14 protein-coding genes and 1 pseudogene are annotated in these 15,502 nt (G+C 70.4%); 10 read left to right on the top strand and 5 right to left on the bottom strand.

What is annotated here, in order from left to right; translation table 11 throughout:
- A pseudogene (locus MFF26_RS21110) lies at positions 1–268 on the bottom strand (polysaccharide biosynthesis/export family protein); the annotation flags it as partial.
- A gap of 216 nt (positions 269–484) precedes the next feature.
- On the opposite strand from MFF26_RS21110, the gene MFF26_RS21115 reads away from it, so the two are divergent.
- The 5 genes from MFF26_RS21115 (at position 485) to rpmF (ending at position 4,693) form a co-directional block, all read left to right on the top strand.
- On the top strand, positions 485–1,882 hold the full coding sequence (locus tag MFF26_RS21115) for an alpha/beta hydrolase (protein WP_238308501.1): 1,398 nt from the start codon (positions 485–487) through the stop codon (positions 1,880–1,882).
- Positions 1,875–2,417, top strand: coding sequence for a gluconokinase (locus tag MFF26_RS21120; RefSeq protein WP_137830550.1), 543 nt, complete (start codon positions 1,875–1,877; stop codon positions 2,415–2,417). Before MFF26_RS21115 ends, MFF26_RS21120 begins: the two co-directional genes overlap by 8 nt.
- An 8-nt stretch (positions 2,418–2,425) precedes the next feature.
- Positions 2,426–3,241 carry a Cof-type HAD-IIB family hydrolase gene (locus MFF26_RS21125; RefSeq protein ID WP_137830549.1) on the top strand — a complete coding sequence of 272 codons (816 nt, stop codon included), beginning with the start codon at positions 2,426–2,428 and terminating at the stop codon, positions 3,239–3,241.
- A 177-nt stretch (positions 3,242–3,418) separates the two neighbouring features.
- A complete protein-coding gene (locus MFF26_RS21130) occupies positions 3,419–4,342 on the top strand; it encodes a transglycosylase SLT domain-containing protein (protein WP_137830548.1) in 924 nt (307 codons plus the stop codon).
- A 162-nt stretch (positions 4,343–4,504) separates the two neighbouring features.
- Entirely contained in the window at positions 4,505–4,693 is a 189-nt protein-coding gene (gene rpmF, locus MFF26_RS21135) for a 50S ribosomal protein L32 (RefSeq protein WP_091945606.1), read from the top strand.
- Between the two features lie 49 nt (positions 4,694–4,742).
- On the opposite strand, the gene MFF26_RS21140 is transcribed toward rpmF, so the two are convergent.
- Positions 4,743–4,994, bottom strand: coding sequence for a hypothetical protein (locus tag MFF26_RS21140; protein ID WP_137830547.1), 252 nt, complete (start codon positions 4,992–4,994; stop codon positions 4,743–4,745).
- Between the two features lie 295 nt (positions 4,995–5,289).
- On the opposite strand from MFF26_RS21140, the gene MFF26_RS21145 reads away from it, so the two are divergent.
- Positions 5,290–5,499, top strand: a complete 210-nt coding sequence (locus MFF26_RS21145) for a hypothetical protein (RefSeq protein ID WP_137830546.1) — start codon at positions 5,290–5,292, stop codon at positions 5,497–5,499.
- Positions 5,500–5,810: 311 nt separating this feature from the next.
- The gene (locus MFF26_RS21150) at positions 5,811–6,485 is read left to right on the top strand and encodes a DUF2147 domain-containing protein (RefSeq protein WP_238308502.1); all 675 of its coding nucleotides are present in this window, start codon (positions 5,811–5,813) and stop codon (positions 6,483–6,485) included.
- A 188-nt stretch (positions 6,486–6,673) separates the two neighbouring features.
- On the opposite strand, the gene MFF26_RS21155 is transcribed toward MFF26_RS21150, so the two are convergent.
- Positions 6,674–7,843 carry a zinc-binding metallopeptidase family protein gene (locus tag MFF26_RS21155; protein WP_137830544.1) on the bottom strand — a complete coding sequence of 390 codons (1,170 nt, stop codon included), beginning with the start codon at positions 7,841–7,843 and terminating at the stop codon, positions 6,674–6,676.
- 274 nt (positions 7,844–8,117) lie between these two features.
- Here MFF26_RS21155 and MFF26_RS21160 point away from each other — a divergent pair, with 274 nt between their 5' ends.
- Genes MFF26_RS21160 through MFF26_RS21170 form a run of 3 tightly spaced genes read left to right on the top strand, consistent with a single transcriptional unit; the run spans position 8,118 to position 14,814 of the window.
- Positions 8,118–11,390, top strand: a complete 3,273-nt coding sequence (locus MFF26_RS21160) for a transglutaminase family protein (RefSeq protein WP_238308503.1) — start codon at positions 8,118–8,120, stop codon at positions 11,388–11,390.
- Positions 11,387–13,927 (top strand): circularly permuted type 2 ATP-grasp protein, encoded by a 2,541-nt coding sequence (locus tag MFF26_RS21165; RefSeq protein WP_137830543.1) that lies wholly within the window; start codon positions 11,387–11,389, stop codon positions 13,925–13,927. Before MFF26_RS21160 ends, MFF26_RS21165 begins: the two co-directional genes overlap by 4 nt.
- Entirely contained in the window at positions 13,924–14,814 is an 891-nt protein-coding gene (locus MFF26_RS21170; protein WP_137830542.1) for a transglutaminase family protein, read from the top strand. Before MFF26_RS21165 ends, MFF26_RS21170 begins: the two co-directional genes overlap by 4 nt.
- A gap of 147 nt (positions 14,815–14,961) precedes the next feature.
- On the opposite strand, the gene MFF26_RS21175 is transcribed toward MFF26_RS21170, so the two are convergent.
- Positions 14,962–15,201, bottom strand: coding sequence for a type II toxin-antitoxin system RelE/ParE family toxin (locus tag MFF26_RS21175; RefSeq protein ID WP_308447765.1), 240 nt, complete (start codon positions 15,199–15,201; stop codon positions 14,962–14,964).
- Positions 15,198–15,446 (bottom strand): type II toxin-antitoxin system ParD family antitoxin, encoded by a 249-nt coding sequence (locus MFF26_RS21180; RefSeq protein ID WP_137830554.1) that lies wholly within the window; start codon positions 15,444–15,446, stop codon positions 15,198–15,200. Before MFF26_RS21180 ends, MFF26_RS21175 begins: the two co-directional genes overlap by 4 nt.
- Between the last annotated feature and the right edge of the window lie 56 nt (positions 15,447–15,502).

A 15,502-nucleotide genomic window follows, 5' to 3' on the forward strand; every position in this document is an offset into this window, starting at 1 on the left:
CGGCCACGGAATCGCCGACGCCGATGAGCGGCGTGGCGGCGGGGCGGTTGTCGCCGAAGGTGACGAGGAGGCTGTCGAGCGGGCGGGTGCGCAGGGCCTCGACGATGGCGGGATCGACGTCGATGATCTCGTAGCGGGCCAGCACGCCCTCGGCGGTGGCGATGTCGGCGCCCCCGTCGATCGCCCGCGCCGTCGGACCCGAGGTCGGAAGCATCGAGCACCCCGACACCGCGAATGCGGTGACGAGGAGTGTTGCAGTGACGCGCATTCAGGTTTGCCTGACGGTTTCTCTCATGGGCTGCCTAGCGCGAAAACGGTCAAGCTGTCCGTGGCGACGCCGCCACACCGGCTTCGGGACCGTATCCTCCGTCTCGCCGTCCCCGTTGCCCACACTTGTCCCGGGCTTCGAAGGGCATTTGCCGGGCGGCGCGGTTGCGCTAAGCGGACTGCCAGGCCGAACCGCGCGGCCGATCCGCAGGCAGGGATGTCGAAACGCGTCAGCCACACACCGCCCGGCGTGCCCGATCCGCGCCCGGGCGCGGTCAGGCGACGCCACGTCTTCTACCTGCCGGGCTATGACCCCGAGGCGCGCAGCCGCTACCGGCTGCTCTTCGTGCGCGAATTGACCCGCTACGCCAAGGTGTTCGGCCAGACGCGGCGCGAGATCGGCCGGGCCGAGGCCGGGGCGCTCCGCACGACGGCGGAGGGTTCGGCGCCGGGCGGGCCTCCCGCCCCAGCCCCCCTCGTCGAAGCGCCTCTCGTGCAAGCGCCTCTCGTGCAAACTTGGCGCATCGGAGCGCATGCCGAGACCGGGGGAGCCGAGACCACCTACGAAGTTCTGCTCTGGGACGACATCGTCGCCCGCGATTTCGCCCGCTCGAAATTCCTCAGCGTGGCGCTCGCCTGCACGGCCTATACCGTGCAAGCCGGTTTGCTGATCGCGTTCTACCGGCTGAACTGGAAGTTCGGGAACGTCATCGTCTACCCGCTGGTCACGATCCTGATCTTCGCCGCGGCGGCGGGCGGAATGGCCTGCGTGGCCCATGCCGTCCTGGGGGAGGGCGGTGCCATCGGCCTGAACCTGCCGGCCCTGGCCATGGTGCCGATCGGCCTCCTCGTCGTGATCGCGCTGTTCGTCGCGATGGAGGCGAGGCTCAACCGTATCTTCTTCTGGCAGCTCGTGAACGACTGGGTGTTCAAGTGGCAGCATGGACGGGGCTCGCGCGATGATTATGAGCGCCGCCTCGACAGCTTCGCCGATCATGTGCTGGCGCGGCTGCGTGCCCCCGATCTCCCGGGCCCGCCGGACGAAATCCTGATCGTGGGCCATTCCTCGGGCGCGCTCACCGCCGTGGAGGTCGCGGCCCGCGTGATCGCCCGCGACGCCCGCCTCGGCGCGACCGACGGCCCGAGCCTCGGGCTCGTCACCCTGGGCTCGGCTCTGCCGCTGGCGGCCCTGAAGCCGCGGGCGCGGGGGTTGCGGGCGGAGGTCGCGCGTCTCGTCACCTGCCGCCGGTTGATCTGGGTCGATTACTGCGCGCCGCAGGACTGGATGAACTTCCCGGGCTTCAACCCGGCTTCGGACCTCGATCTCGGCCTGGCACCGGACACGATCGTGGCCAACCCGATCATCCGCTCGGCGCGCTTCCGCGACATCATCTCCCCGGAGACCTATGCCAAGGTCCGCTTCCGGCCATTCCGGATGCACTTCCAGTTCCTGATGTCGAACGACCGACCGGGCGAGTACGATTATTTCGACATGATCCTCGGTCCGCGCCGCCTGCTCGACCGCGTTCTCGACGCCGATGACGAGCAGGATTCGGACCTGCCTACGGAGAAGAGAGAGTTCATGCGCGAGGCCAGGGCGGTCCGGCATGGGTGAGGGCGAAGCCGCCATGCCCATCGTGCTGGTGGTGACCGGGGTGTCGGGTTCCGGCAAGAGCACGGTCGCCTCGCTGCTCGCCGAGCGGCTCGGCCTGCCCTTCGTCGACGGCGACGATTTCCACACGCCGGAGAGCGTCGCGCGGATGTCCGCGGGCCATCCCCTCGACGATCAAGCCCGCGGGCCCTGGCTCGCACTCATCCGCGGCTGGATCGACCGGCAGCTCGCGACCGGGGAGGGCGGGGTGGTGGCCTGCTCCGCCCTCAAACGCCGCTATCGCCGGGCGCTGATCGGGGACCCGACGCGGGTGCGCATCGTCTACCTCGAAGGGAGCCGTGACCTGATCGGCCGGCGGATCGCGGCCCGGCACGGCCACTTCATGCCGGCGGTCCTCCTCGATAGCCAGTTCGCTGCCCTCGAGCCGCCCGGGCCGGACGAGGATCCGATCACGGTGGGCATCGAAGAGGGGCCCGAGGCCATCGTCGCGGCGGTGGCGACCCGGCTCGGGCGTTCGCCCGGCGACCTCTGCGGATAGGATACGGAATGCGCAAGCCGGCCGGCATCGCCCTCGTCGTCTCCGACGTCGACGGCACCCTGGTGACCACCGACAAGAACCTGACCCCGGCAGCCATCGCGGCGGTGCGCCGGCTGGGCGAGGCGGGGATCGGCTTCACCGTGGCGTCGAGCCGCCCGCCGGTCGGCCTGGCGAGCCTCGTCGACGCCCTCGATCTGCGCCTGCCGATGGGCGCCTTCAACGGCAGCACCGTCTGTGGGCCCGATCTCGGCATCCTGTCCGATGTGCTGATCCCGGAGGCGGCCGCGCGCGCGGCGGTCGCGCGGTTCGCGGCCGAGGGAATCGATGCCTGGGTCTTCGCCGGCGGCGCCTGGCACCTGCGCGACCCGAAGGCGCCCTATGTCGATCTGGAGCGGCGCACGCTCCGTGCCGAGCCGAAGGTGACCGCCGACCTCGCGCCGCTCCTGACGCATGCGGCCAAGATCGTCGGTGTCAGCCGCGACCACGACCGGCTCGCCGCGATCGAGACGTCGCTCGCGGGCGATCTCGGCACCCGGGCGGCGGTGCATCGCTCGCAGGCCTATTATCTCGACGTGACCCCGCCCGGCACCGACAAGGGCGGCTTCGTGCGCGATCTCGGGCGGCGCCTGGGCATCCCCACGGAGCGGATCGCGACGCTGGGGGATGCGGGCAACGACGTGGCGATGTTCCGCGCGAGCGGTCTCGCCATCGCCATGGGGAATGCCGACCCGACGGTGCGGGAGGCCGCCCACGCCGTGACCGGCGACAACGATTCGGATGGCTTCGCGCAGGCGATCGAGCGCCTCGTCCTCGGCGCCGTGTGAGACCGCACGGGGCCCGAAGCGGCGCCGTCATCGGCCAAAGCTGTGCCATTCCGGCGACAGGGGAGAGCCAAGGCCGGGGATAGAGGGGCCCCGGCGCCGGAAATTCACGTTCCCGCCTCATTTCGACCCGACCGCTCGGGGCACAAACTGAGCCGTAGAAAAAACCACGGGTCTCGCATGCGCCTTATCCTCGCCGCCCTGCTCGCCGCCGCCGTACCGGCGCCGGTTCTCGCCCAGGCGGTCCAAGAGGGCGCGGCACGTGACAACATCGACGCGCTGATCGCCGAGCATGCCCGCGCCAACAAGGTGCCCGCCGAGTTCGTGCACCGCGTGGTCAAGCGCGAGAGCAACTACAATTCCCGCGCCAAGGGCGGCTCGGCCCTCGGCCTGATGCAGATCAAGCACGCCACCGCCCGCGGCCTCGGCTATAGCGGCGACGCCGCCGGGCTCTACGATCCCGACACCAACCTGAAATACGGCATCGCCTATCTGGCCGGCGCCTACCGCGCCGCCAAGGGCGATCTGGAGCAAGCCTACCGTTACTACAATCGCGGCTACTATTACGTCGCCAAACGCCTGGGGATCGAGGCGGACGTGCCGCAAGAGCCCGTTGCGCCGCCGACCGTCACACGCGTGGCCGCGGCCTCGACGGCGAAATCCGCCACCGGCTTCGATGGTATGTTCGCCCTGCGCGGCAGTGCGCCCGCCGTCGGCAGCCAGGCCTTGGCCTACGCTGCGCCCGGCACCGCGCCGGCCGATGCCGTCGAGGTGCCGCTGCCCCCGCGCCGGCCGGCCGCCCTTTTCGGCGCCTCTGAGCCCGTCCAAGTCGCTTCGGCCCAGTTCGCGGCGACTCAGTTCGCGGCGACTCAGGGCGCCTTCGTTCAGACCCCTCCCGTCGCCTACACCGCCGCCCCGGCCGTCACCTCCCCGACTCAGGCGGATCCGCACACGCTTGCGGCCAACGATGCCGTCGAGGTTCCGCTGCCCCCGCGCCGTCCCTCGGAAATCGTGCTGGCCGCCGCCGCTCGCCCGGTGACCGTCGCCCGCAAGCCCGCCGCCGCCCCGGTTCTCGAAGCCTCGGCCCTCCCCGGCACGCCCTGATCCACCCCTCGGCAGCCTGCGTAGGACACCCGCCCGGAACGACTAGCCAGTCGCCATCGGTGTCGCTATACAGCCCGCCTCGAATCTCCGTCACGCACGCGGTGCCGTCGGCGATCCTCGGATGAGGATCCCTCGGGCGCCCTATTAGCCTGAGGTACTCCCATGGCCGTTCCGAAGCGAAAGACTTCCCCCTCCCGCCGCGGCATGCGCCGCTCGGCCGACGCCCTGAAGGCCCCGACCTATGTCGAGGACAAGGATTCCGGCGAGCTGCGTCGTCCGCACCACGTCGACCTGAAGACCGGCATGTATCGCGGTCGCCAGGTGCTGAAGGTGAAGTCGGCCGAAGCCTGATCGGCCCGGCGCCTCGGCGCCTATTCGGACTTCCAAGGTCTCAAGGGCGTCAGCCCCGTTCGAAGGCCGCGGTCCGCGCGTAAAGCGCGACCGCGGCCTTCGTGCGTTCGGACCGGGCCGGACGCAGGGCCGGATCGGCGCTGACGATCAGTTGGGTGAGAAATTCCGCGAGCGGGCGTCCGCCCCGGATCCGGGACGACGGACCGGGTTGGGCCACCACGACGAGCGAACGACCCGCCGGTTTCGCATCGGCACGAACGCGATCCGTTTCGGCACTGTCCCGCGTCCTGGATCGATCCATGCTCGCCACTCCGGCTCCGACACGGATCATCGTGCAAGAGCGGGGCCGACGTTAACCGGATCTTAACCTCTTGTCGCGGGCGCCGCTGTCCGCCGCGCGCGGCGTCCGCGCGCAGCAATGCCTTTCCTGCATGTCCGGATCGAACCGGCGCATCGGCTGCGCACGCAATCGTGTGTCCGGCTCACAAACGAGAATCGTTCTAAGCTGCTTGACGCCTCATTGGAATCACTCTAATTACAAACTCGAAGGCAGCCGGTTCCGTGCCGGACGCCGCTAGAACCAACGGAGTGACCTCATGTCGAGCAACACCAGCGCCGCCTGCCAGAGCTGCCGCTTCTTCGACGAGCACAAGACCAATGCCGGCCAGGGCTCGGGCGATGTGGGCCTGTGCCGTTTCAACCCGCCGGTGAGCCAGCCCGAGCCGCAGAGCCAGGGCCTGTGGCCGGTGGTGGCTTCCAAGGATTGGTGCGGTCACTTCACCGCCGACATCACCCCGGCGGAGTAATTCGCGCCGGGGTAATGACCCGGCCGGAGACGTCTCGCGTGGAACGAATGGGGCTGGCGCCGACGCGCCGGCCCCTTTCTCGTTGAAGGCTTGGCCGCAACCCTCGCTGCGGCTGTGCCGCGGCGGATGGTGCTGGGAATTGCTTCCGGACGCCGCCATACGGTCATGATCCGGTCACCTTCCCGTTCGATGGCTGCGGCCAGACGGCAACGGGCTACGGAAATCGAGCCCCTCGCCACCCGGACCCATCGCGGCCGGACTGATGTCGGAACGGGCGGCGCAGGCCGCCGTGCCGAAACGGGGATGACTTCATGATCTTTGGACTCTCGGCGGCCCTAGCCTCCTTTCGCACGGCTTATGGCGCGGCCGCGCTCGCCGCCCTGACGGCCGTCATGGCCGCGCCCGCCGCGGCCGCGCCGCATCGCGATCCCTCCGGCACGTGGCTGACCCAGGACGGCAAGGCGCGCATCCGCGTCGAGAAATGCGGCCCGCAGGAGAAGAATCTGTGCGGCTACGCCGTGTGGCTGAAGGTGCCCAACAACGACGAGGGCAAGCCGCGGGTGGATTTCCGCAATCCCGATCCCAAGAAGCGCGCCCGCGCCTCGCTCGGCCATCAGCTCATCCTCGGACTGAAGCTCAACGAGGATGCCCGCTACGAGGGCAAGATCTACAACGCCGAGGACGGCAAGTTCTACGACGTGACGATCTGGTCGGAGGAGCCGGAGGAGCTGACCGTCAAGGGCTGCCTCATCGCCTTCCTGTGCCAATCGCAGACCTGGAAGAAGGTCTCCGATATGGCGCCCGGTCAGCTTGCCGGCCCGACCAACGGCCCGAACGGTCCGCGCGCCGATGCCGAATGGGCGCCGAAGCCCCCGGCCGCCGCGAGCGCCAACGGCCCGACCGCCACGGGCACCACCGGTCCGGCTCCCGCCAAGCCCGCCGCGCCCAAGCCCGCCGCACCGAAGGCCGCAGCGCCGGTGGAGTGATCGCGGAAGGGGGATCAAACCCTTCCCCGTGATTGCGGGGCGGGGCTGAAGCACACCCGTGCTCCGCATGGTTCAGGAAGGGCGCGCGGAGACCGTCCCAACGGCACGGTCCCGCCTCTAGAGGGGAGGCGCGCCCCGGATCGCTCCGGCTCTCCGCCTCGCGATGACGGGGAGAGCCTGAAAGCCGCTCAGAGCGTCGGCGCCGCCACCCGTTGGCGCAGGCCGGCAATGACCGCCTTCAGCATCTCGGCGCTGGCGATCTCCATCCCGCCGGGCATGCGCGCGGCGTAGATGCGCTCGTGCACGAAGGCGAGCTTGGCGATCACCGCGGGCGTCAGGGTGAACGGGTAGAGCGGCGGCTGGCCCATGGAGCGGTTGAGCGAGTTGACCGCGTAGGTCAGGGGCATCCACGCCTCGATCACGCGCTGGAAGTCCGGCGTCTCGTAGGGGTCGAAATCGACCGTCACCGCACTCGCCCCGTCGCCGCCGGTGCGAAGCTTCGGGCGCACCCGGATCTCGAAGGCGTTGGCCGTCTCCAGCGTGTCGACGATGTGCAGGTAATGGGCGAAGGTTTCGGCGAAGTCCTCCCACGGATGGGCGGTCGCGTAGGCCGAGACGAAGGATTCCTCCCAGCGCGGCGTCGGTCCGTTGGCGTGGTAGCGTTGCAGGCTCAGGCCGTAATCGACGCTCTCATCGCCGAACAGAGCGCGGAAGAGCGGCAGGCTCGCATCGAACCGGACCAGTAGATTCCAGAAGTAATGTCCGATCTCGTGGCGGAAATGGCCGAGCAGCGTCCGGTAGAACTCGCCGAACAGCTTGCGCCGCCGCTCGCGCTCGACGTCGTCGGCCTCCGCGATCGAGAGGGTGATGAGGCCGTCGAGATGGCCGGTCATGACCGGGGGGCCGGGAGACTGCGTCTCGGCCGGATCGACCAGGAAGTCGAAGGCGAGGCCGTCGGAATATTGGACCCGCGTCACCAGCGGCAGTTCGAGCCGCAGCAGGGAGTAGAACAGCCGATGCTTGGCGGCCTCGATCTGGCGCCAGCGCACGACATTCGCCGAGACGGTCAGGTCCGGCACCACGCGGTTGTGGCGGCAGGTGACGCAGTAGGGCTCGTCGGATTCCTCCGGCACCATCCAGTTGCAGGCATCGTAGGCAGCGTTGGCACAGAAGCGGTACTTGCGCCCCAGATGCGCGTAGGCGCGAAACAGCGGCCCGCGCCCGTCCTCGCCGCAGGGCTCCAGGGCCGAGACGGCATGCCGGTCGCAGACATAGCCGAGCCGCCGCTCGCAGCTCTCGCACACGGTGCTCTCGAAGCTGACCGGCTGGTCGCAGGCCTGACACTGGAAGATTTTCATGGGTTCCGCTCCCGCCGAGAGCGTGAATCGTTCGGGCATCCGGTGAGGCGCAGAGCCCCGCAGGACTTGCGGTCCCGCAAGGATCGGGCCCCTGCAGGACTCAAAGAGCCGATCGCGGCAGCGGTTCCACCGATGTCGCTCCGGCAGCCTCCGATGCATGCTTCTTGCTTTTCCCGCACGCTCCGCCCCGCTGCGGGCGTATAAGCGCGACAGACCCATTCGGCCGGCCGCGCCGCGAGACCGTTCGAGATCAGACGAGACGCCCGGAGATTCCGTGTCGATCCAAGCCGCCCTGCACCACGTCACGCATTATCGCTACGATCGGCCGATCGCGCTGGGGCCGCAGACGATCCGCCTGCGTCCGGCGCCGCATACCCGCAGCCGGGTGCCGGCCTACGCGCTGAAGGTGACCCCCGAAAACCACTTCATCAATTGGCAGCAGGATCCGAGCGGCAATTGGCTCGCCCGCCTCGTCTTTCCGGAGAAGACCACCGAGTTCCGGGTCGAGATCGATCTCACCGCCGATCTGGCGGTCATCAACCCGTTCGACTTCTTCGTCGAGAGTTACGCCGAGCGACATCCCTTCGCCTACGACGACGACCTGCGGATCGCACTCGCCCCCTATCTCGCTCTCGACGATGCGCGGGGGCCGGAGATCGACGCCTTCCTGAAGCGGGTGCCGGACGAGACCCACACGGTGACCTTCCTCGTCGCGCTCAACGAACTGGTGCGCGCGCACGTCGCCTACGGCGTGCGGATGGAGCCCGGCGTGCAGACGCCGGCCGAGACGCTGACGCTCGGCAGCGGCTCCTGCCGCGATTCGGCATGGCTGCTGGTGCAGGTGCTGCGCCGCCTCGGCTTCGCGGCCCGCTTCGTCTCCGGCTACCTGATCCAGCTCGTGCCGGACACCACGGCGGTCGATGGACCTGCGGGCACCACCACCGACTTCACCGATCTGCATGCCTGGGCCGAGGTCTATCTGCCGGGCGCGGGCTGGATCGGGTTCGACGCCACCTCCGGGCTGCTGACCGGCGAGGGCCACATTCCGCTGGCCGCCACGCCCCATTATCACGGGGCCGCCCCGATCTCCGGCCTCGCCGAGCCGGCGGAGGTCGACTTTTCCTATGAGATGAAGATCACCCGCGTGGCCGAGGCCCCGCGTATCACCAAGCCGTTCTCGGACGACGTCTGGTCGGCCATGGACACCCTCGGCGAGCGCATCGACGCCGATCTGACCGCCCAGGACGTGCGGCTCACCATGGGCGGCGAGCCGACCTTCGTCTCGATCGACGATTTCGAATCGCCCGAGTGGAACGTCGCGGCGGTGGGGCCGACCAAGCGCGGCCGCGCCGATACGCTGATCCGGCGCCTGCGCGACCGGTTCGCGCCGGGCGGCATGCTGCATTACGGCCAGGGTAAATGGTATCCGGGCGAGAGCCTGCCGCGCTGGGCCTTCGCCCTGTACTGGCGCAAGGACGGGCTTCCGATCTGGAAGAATGCCGCGCTGATCGCGGCGGAGAACGGCCCGAAGGGCGCCACCATCGCGGATGCGAAGGCGCTGATCGGGGCGCTCGCCGAGCGGCTCGACCTCGCCCGCTTCATCTTTCCGGCCTACGAGGACGCGGTCTACTGGAAGAGCCGCGAGAGCGAGCTTCCGGTCAATGTCACGACCACGGCGCCCCGCACCGGCAGCGTCGAGGCCGATGCCCGCTTCAAGCGCGTCTTCGAGCGCGGCCTCGGCGAGCCGGTCGGCTACGTGCTGCCGCTGGCCAACCTCGCCGCGGGCGAGGGGCGGGCCTGGATCTCGGAAAGCTGGGCGTTCCGCCGGGGCGGGGCCTATCTCAGCCCCGGCGACTCGCCGATGGGCTTCCGCCTGCCGCTCGGCTCGCTGCCCTACGTGCCTCCGGATTCCTACCCCTATTACCACCCGCAGGACCCGCTCGAGGATCGCGGCGACCTGCCGAGGGAGCCGGGGGCGCCGCTGCCGAAGGGCGCCGACCGCGCCAACGGCGCCGGCATCACGGGCGTCGCCGTGCGCACGGCTTTGGCCATCGAGCCGCGCGACGGCGTGCTCTGCGTGTTCATGCCGCCGCTGGAGCGGGCCGACGATTATCTCGACCTCGTCGGTCATCTGGAGCGGGCGGCGGAGACGGTCGGCCGGACCCTCCATATCGAGGGCTACGAGCCGCCCTACGATCCGCGCCTCTCCGTCATCAAGGTGACGCCCGATCCCGGCGTGATCGAGGTGAACGTCCATCCCGCCGCCTCCTGGCGCGAGGCGGTCGACATCACCCGCGGTCTCTACGACGAGGCGCGCCAGACCCGGCTGGGCGCCGAGAAGTTCATGATCGACGGGCGCCACACCGGCACGGGCGGGGGCAACCACGTCGTGCTCGGCGGCGCGAGCCCGGCGGACTCACCGTTCCTGCGCCGGCCGGATCTACTCAAGAGCCTCGTGCTCACCTGGCAGCGCCACCCCTCGCTCTCGTACCTGTTCGCGGGCCTCTATGTCGGCCCGACGAGCCAGGCGCCGCGCATGGACGAGGCGCGCCACGACGGTCTCTACGAACTTGAGATCGCCATGGCCCAGGTGCCGGGACCGGGGGAGGCCAACATCCCGCACTGGCTGGTCGACCGGCTGTTCCGCAACATCCTGGCGGACGTGACCGGCAACACCCACCGGGCGGAGATCTGCATCGACAAGCTGTTCTCGCCGGACGGTCCCACGGGGCGGCTCGGCCTCCTCGAATTCCGTTCCTTCGAGATGCCGCCGGACGCGCGCATGAGCCTCGCCCAGCAGGTGCTGCTGCGGGCCATCGTGGCCTGGCTCTGGCGCGAGCCGCAGACGGGTTCCTGTGTCAGATGGGGCACGGCGCTCCACGATCGCTTCATGCTCCCGCATTTCCTCTGGGCTGACTTCCTCTCGGTGCTGGAAGACCTCCGCGCGGGCGGCTACGAGTTCGATCCCCAGGCCTTCGTCGCGCAGCGCGAGTTCCGCTTCCCCGTCTTCGGCCGGGTCGAGCAGGGCGGGGTCGGCCTGGAGCTGCGCCAGGCCTTGGAGCCCTGGCACGTGCTGGGCGAAGAAGGGACCGCCGGGGGGACCGTGCGCTTCGTGGACGCATCCGTCGAGCGGCTTCAGGTGAAGGTCGAGGGCTTCGTGCCCGGCCGGCACGTGATCGCCTGCAACGGGCGACGCCTGCCGATGACGCCGACCGGCGCCAGCGGCGAGGCGGTGGCCGGCCTGCGCTTCAAGGCGTGGCAGCCGGCCTCCTCCCTCCACCCGACGATTCCGCCGCACGGTCCGCTGACCTTCGACATCCTGGACGCCTGGAGCGGCCGCTCGCTCGGCGGCTGCCGCTACCATGTGAGCCATCCCGGCGGGCGCAATTACGAGAGCTTCCCGGTCAACGCCTACGAGGCGGAAGGCCGGCGCCTGGCCCGCTTCGAGGCCATGGGCCACACCCCCGGGACCGTGGCGATGCCGCCCGAGGAGCGGACGACCGAGTTCCCGCTCACCCTCGACCTGCGCACCCCCGCGCCCCGATGAGTGCCTCGGCCGCCCTCGCGGACGGGCCCGCGCGGCCCGACCCGGCCTGGGCGGCCGACGATGCGGCGGCGCGCATCCGCCGCTGGACGGAGGGCTATGCCCCGCGCTCCGGCCTCGCCGACGAGCTCGTCGGCCCGGACGGTCGCTTTCACGGAGCGTGGCCGCGCTTCCTCGACCGGCTCGGCCGCCTCGACGACCGCGAGATCGGCGCCCGCTTCCTCTCCGCCGAGCGGCATATCCGCGATGCGGGCATCTCCTACCGGGTCTACGGCGACAAGCAGGAGCATCCCTGGCCGCTGGGCTCGCTGCCGCTCGTCATCGGCGCGGCCGAATGGGCGGAGCTGTCGGCGGGCATCGTCCAGCGCGCCGGGCTGATGGAGCGCATCGTCGCCGACATCTACGGGCCCGGCCGGCTCGTGGCCGAGGGGCTGCTGCCCGCCGGCGTCGTGGCCGGCAGCCCGGAATATCTACGCCCGGCCCAGGGCATGAGCCCGCCGGGCGGACGCTGGCTGCCGATCTATGCCGCCGATATCGGCCGCGGACCGGATGGGCGCTGGCAGGTCCTGGCCGACCGGACCCAGGCGCCGTCGGGCCTCGGTTACGCCCTCGAGAACCGCATGGTGCTGGCCCGGGCCTTCCCGGACCTGTTCGCCGACCTCCACGTCGTCCGCCTGCCGGGCTTCTTCCAGGCGTTCCGCTCCGGCCTCGCCGCCGCCTGCGATCGCAGCGATCCGCGCATCTGCCTGCTGACCTCCGGCCCCTACAGCAGCACCTATGTCGAGCAGGCCGCCCTCGCGCGCTATCTCGGCTTCCTCCTCGTCGAGGGCGACGACCTCGTGGTCAGCGACGGCCTCGTCCACGTGCGCACCGTCGCGGGCTTGAAGCGCGCCGACGCGCTCTGGCGCCGGATCGACGCCGATTATCTCGATCCGCTGGAACTGCGCACCGATTCGCGCCTCGGCGTGCCCGGCATTCTCGAGGTGATGCGCCGGGGCGGCGTGGTGATGGGCAACATGCCGGGTGCCGGCGTGCTCGAATCCGCAGCGCTCAGCCCCTACCTGCCCCGGATCGCCGAGGCGCTGACCGGCGAGAGCCTGCGCCTGTCCGGCCCCCGCACCTGGTGGTGCGGCGATCCCCAGGGCCTCGCCCACACCCTGGCGCATCTCGACGCCTTGACCCTGCGCCCGGCCGCGACCGCCGTGCGCGGCCCCGAGCGCGACGCGATCCTCGCGCCCGTCGCCTTCGGCGCGGCCCGCGAGACGGCGCTCGCCGCGCTGAACGAGCGCGCCTTCGATTGGGTGGCCCAGGAGCCGGTGCCCCTCTCGACCATGCCGACCTGGCAGGACGGCCGCCTCGTCGCGCGGCCCTTCGTGATGCGGGTCTTCGCCGCCGCGACGCCGGAGGGATGGCGGGTGCTGCCGAGCGCCTTCTGCCGCGTCGCCGAGCGCGAGGACGCCGATCCCAGCGAGATGCGGGCCGGCATCCGCGCGGCCGATGTCTGGATCCTGTCGGACACCCCCGTCGACGCGCCGACCCTGGTGCTCTCGACGCCGCCCCGCATCCGCCGCGTCGCCGGGCACCTGCCGTCGCGGGCCGCCGACAACCTGTTCTGGCTCGGGCGCTACCTGGAGCGCGCCGAGGCCGTGATCCGCCTCGTCCAGGCCCATCTCGGCGGTTTCGGCGAGGCGATCACCGCCGATCCCTGCGCCGCCGACGACGCGCCGACGGCCAAGCGCATCCGCGCCCTGCTGATGGAATGGCACAGCGTCGAGGCCGCCGATCTTCCCACCGCCATCCTGGCCCAGGAGGCGCTGAGCGGGCGCGCCCATTACGGCTCGGCCCTCAACCACGCCCTCGAGGCGCGCCGCATCGCCGCCTCGCTGCGCGAGCGGCTGCCGGCGGAGGCGTGGCGCTCGCTCGCGGACCTGCGCGATACGCTGGTCTTCAGCGAGGTCTTCACCCCGACCGAAGCGCAGCTGCGCGGCCGGGCCGAGCGGGCGCTCGGCCATCTCTCGGCACTCACCGGCCTCGCCCACGAGAACATGAACCACGGGGCGGGCTGGCGTTTCGTCGATATGGGCCGTCGGGTCGAGCGTGCGATCAACACTTGCAGCTTCGCCGCCACCTTCTGCGGGGAGGATGCCACCGCCGAGGATCTCGGCGTGATGCTCGCCCTCGTCGATTCGCAGATCGCCTACGGCGCCCGCTACCTCGCCGGCGTCAGCCGCGACGCGGTCTGCGACATGGGCGTGCTCGATCCCTACAACCCGCGCTCGGCCGCCTTCCAGGTCGCCGCGATCGTCGCCCATCTCGACGCGCTCCCGGCCATCGCCGCGGACGGCCTGCCCGAGCCCCATCGCCGCCAAGCCCTGACCCTCGCCGGCACCTTCCAGACCGGGCAGGCCGCCGAGATCGACGGCCCGGCCCTGGAGCGTCTCGCCAACGAGCTGGAGCGCCTCGCCGACGGCATCGCCGGCCGCTACTTCCCCAGCGGCGCCGAGGCGTTGCGACCCGAGAAGCTGACGGGTCTCGCGTGATCTACGGACTTCGCCACCTCACCACCTACCGCTACGCCCGCAAGGTCCGCTACGCGCGCTGCACCCTGCGCCTGCGCCCCCGCGACGGGGGCGGGCAGACCGTGCTGGAGAGCAATGTCGCGGTCAGCCCCGCCCCGAAGAGCCGCTTGGAGCGGCGCGACTTCTTCGGCCTCGACACGATCAGCCTCGTCCTCGACGAGCCGCACGAGACCTTCACGGTCGAGGCCTTCTCGCGCGTCTCGGTCGAGCGTCCGCCGCCGCCGCCGCCGGAATCCGGCCCGTCCTGGGAGGCCGTGCGCGACGCGGCGCTGGCGCTGCCGAGCCTCGGCCCGGACGGACCGGCCCATTTCCAGTTCCGCAGCCAGCGCGTGCCCCTCGATCCGTCGGTGACCGACTATGCCCGCGCGAGCTTCGCGCCGGGCCGCAGCGCCTATGGCGGCGCCGTCGAGCTGATGACCCGCATCCGTACGGATTTTCGCTTCGACGCCAAGGCCACGACCGTCTCGACGCCTCTCGCCGAAGCCTTCGCCCTGAGGGCGGGCGTCTGCCAGGATTTCGCCCATGTGATGATCGCGGGGCTGCGCGGTCTGGGTCTGCCCGCGGCCTATGTCAGCGGCTATCTCCGCACCCGCCCGCCACCGGGCCGACCGCGCCTGCGCGGTGCCGATGCGAGCCACGCCTGGGTCGCGCTGTGGTGCGGGGCGGAACTCGGCTGGATCGGCCTCGACCCGACCAACGATTGCGTGGTGCGCGACGACCATATCGTCGTGGCGCGCGGGCGCGATTACGGCGACGTCGCCCCCATCGACGGCATCGTCTCCTCGGCGGGCGCGCAGAAGCTGACGGTGGAGGTGGACGTGATCCCGGAGGACGAGGAGGCGTTCTGACAGCCTGCTCGACGCGGTTCTTCCCATCCACGCCCTCATCCTGAGGTGCGGAGCGTCGAAGGAGGGGGTTGGATGGGATAAGCCCATCCGACAACCTCTACGCCAGCCAACGCTCCCAGTCCGCACGCCCCGGCAACACACGGACGATCAGGATGCCCGCGTCGTCGAGGGGTAGACGACGAGATGCGCGCCGTAGGGATGGATACGAACAGGTGGCGTGAATTCCGGCCGCTCGCGCGCGAGCCTGGGGTTGTCCGCCAGCAGATCGAAGAGATCGAAAAGGCCGTCCTGATAGCGCTCCGCCTGCGGCGTTCCGAACTGCGCCTCGCCATCGGCATAGAGGCCGGCGATGTCGCGATCGGCGGCTTCGGTCGTCCGGTACGTCACGCTTTGCGCGCCGCCGCCGTCTCCCTGGACAATTGCCGGAGATCGTCCTTGGTGCGTGTGCTGATGCCGCTCGCGACGCCCTCGGTGATGAGGGCCTGCAACTCGGCGAACGTGGCGTGGCGCTCCTGATCACGGCGGATCAAGTCGCGTACATAGTCACTGGCATTGCTGTAGCGGCCTGTCCGGGCCTGGGCTTCGACCCAATCCTTCATCGGATCGGGAAGAGAAACGTTCATGGTCGCTATCGTGCCTCCTCCGAGCAGGATGCCGGAGGATGGCAAAGTTTGTCAAAGGTCCTGCC

Origin of the sequence: Methylorubrum suomiense (genome assembly GCF_022179765.1) — a bacterium.
Lineage (GTDB): Bacteria > Pseudomonadota > Alphaproteobacteria > Rhizobiales > Beijerinckiaceae > Methylobacterium > Methylobacterium suomiense.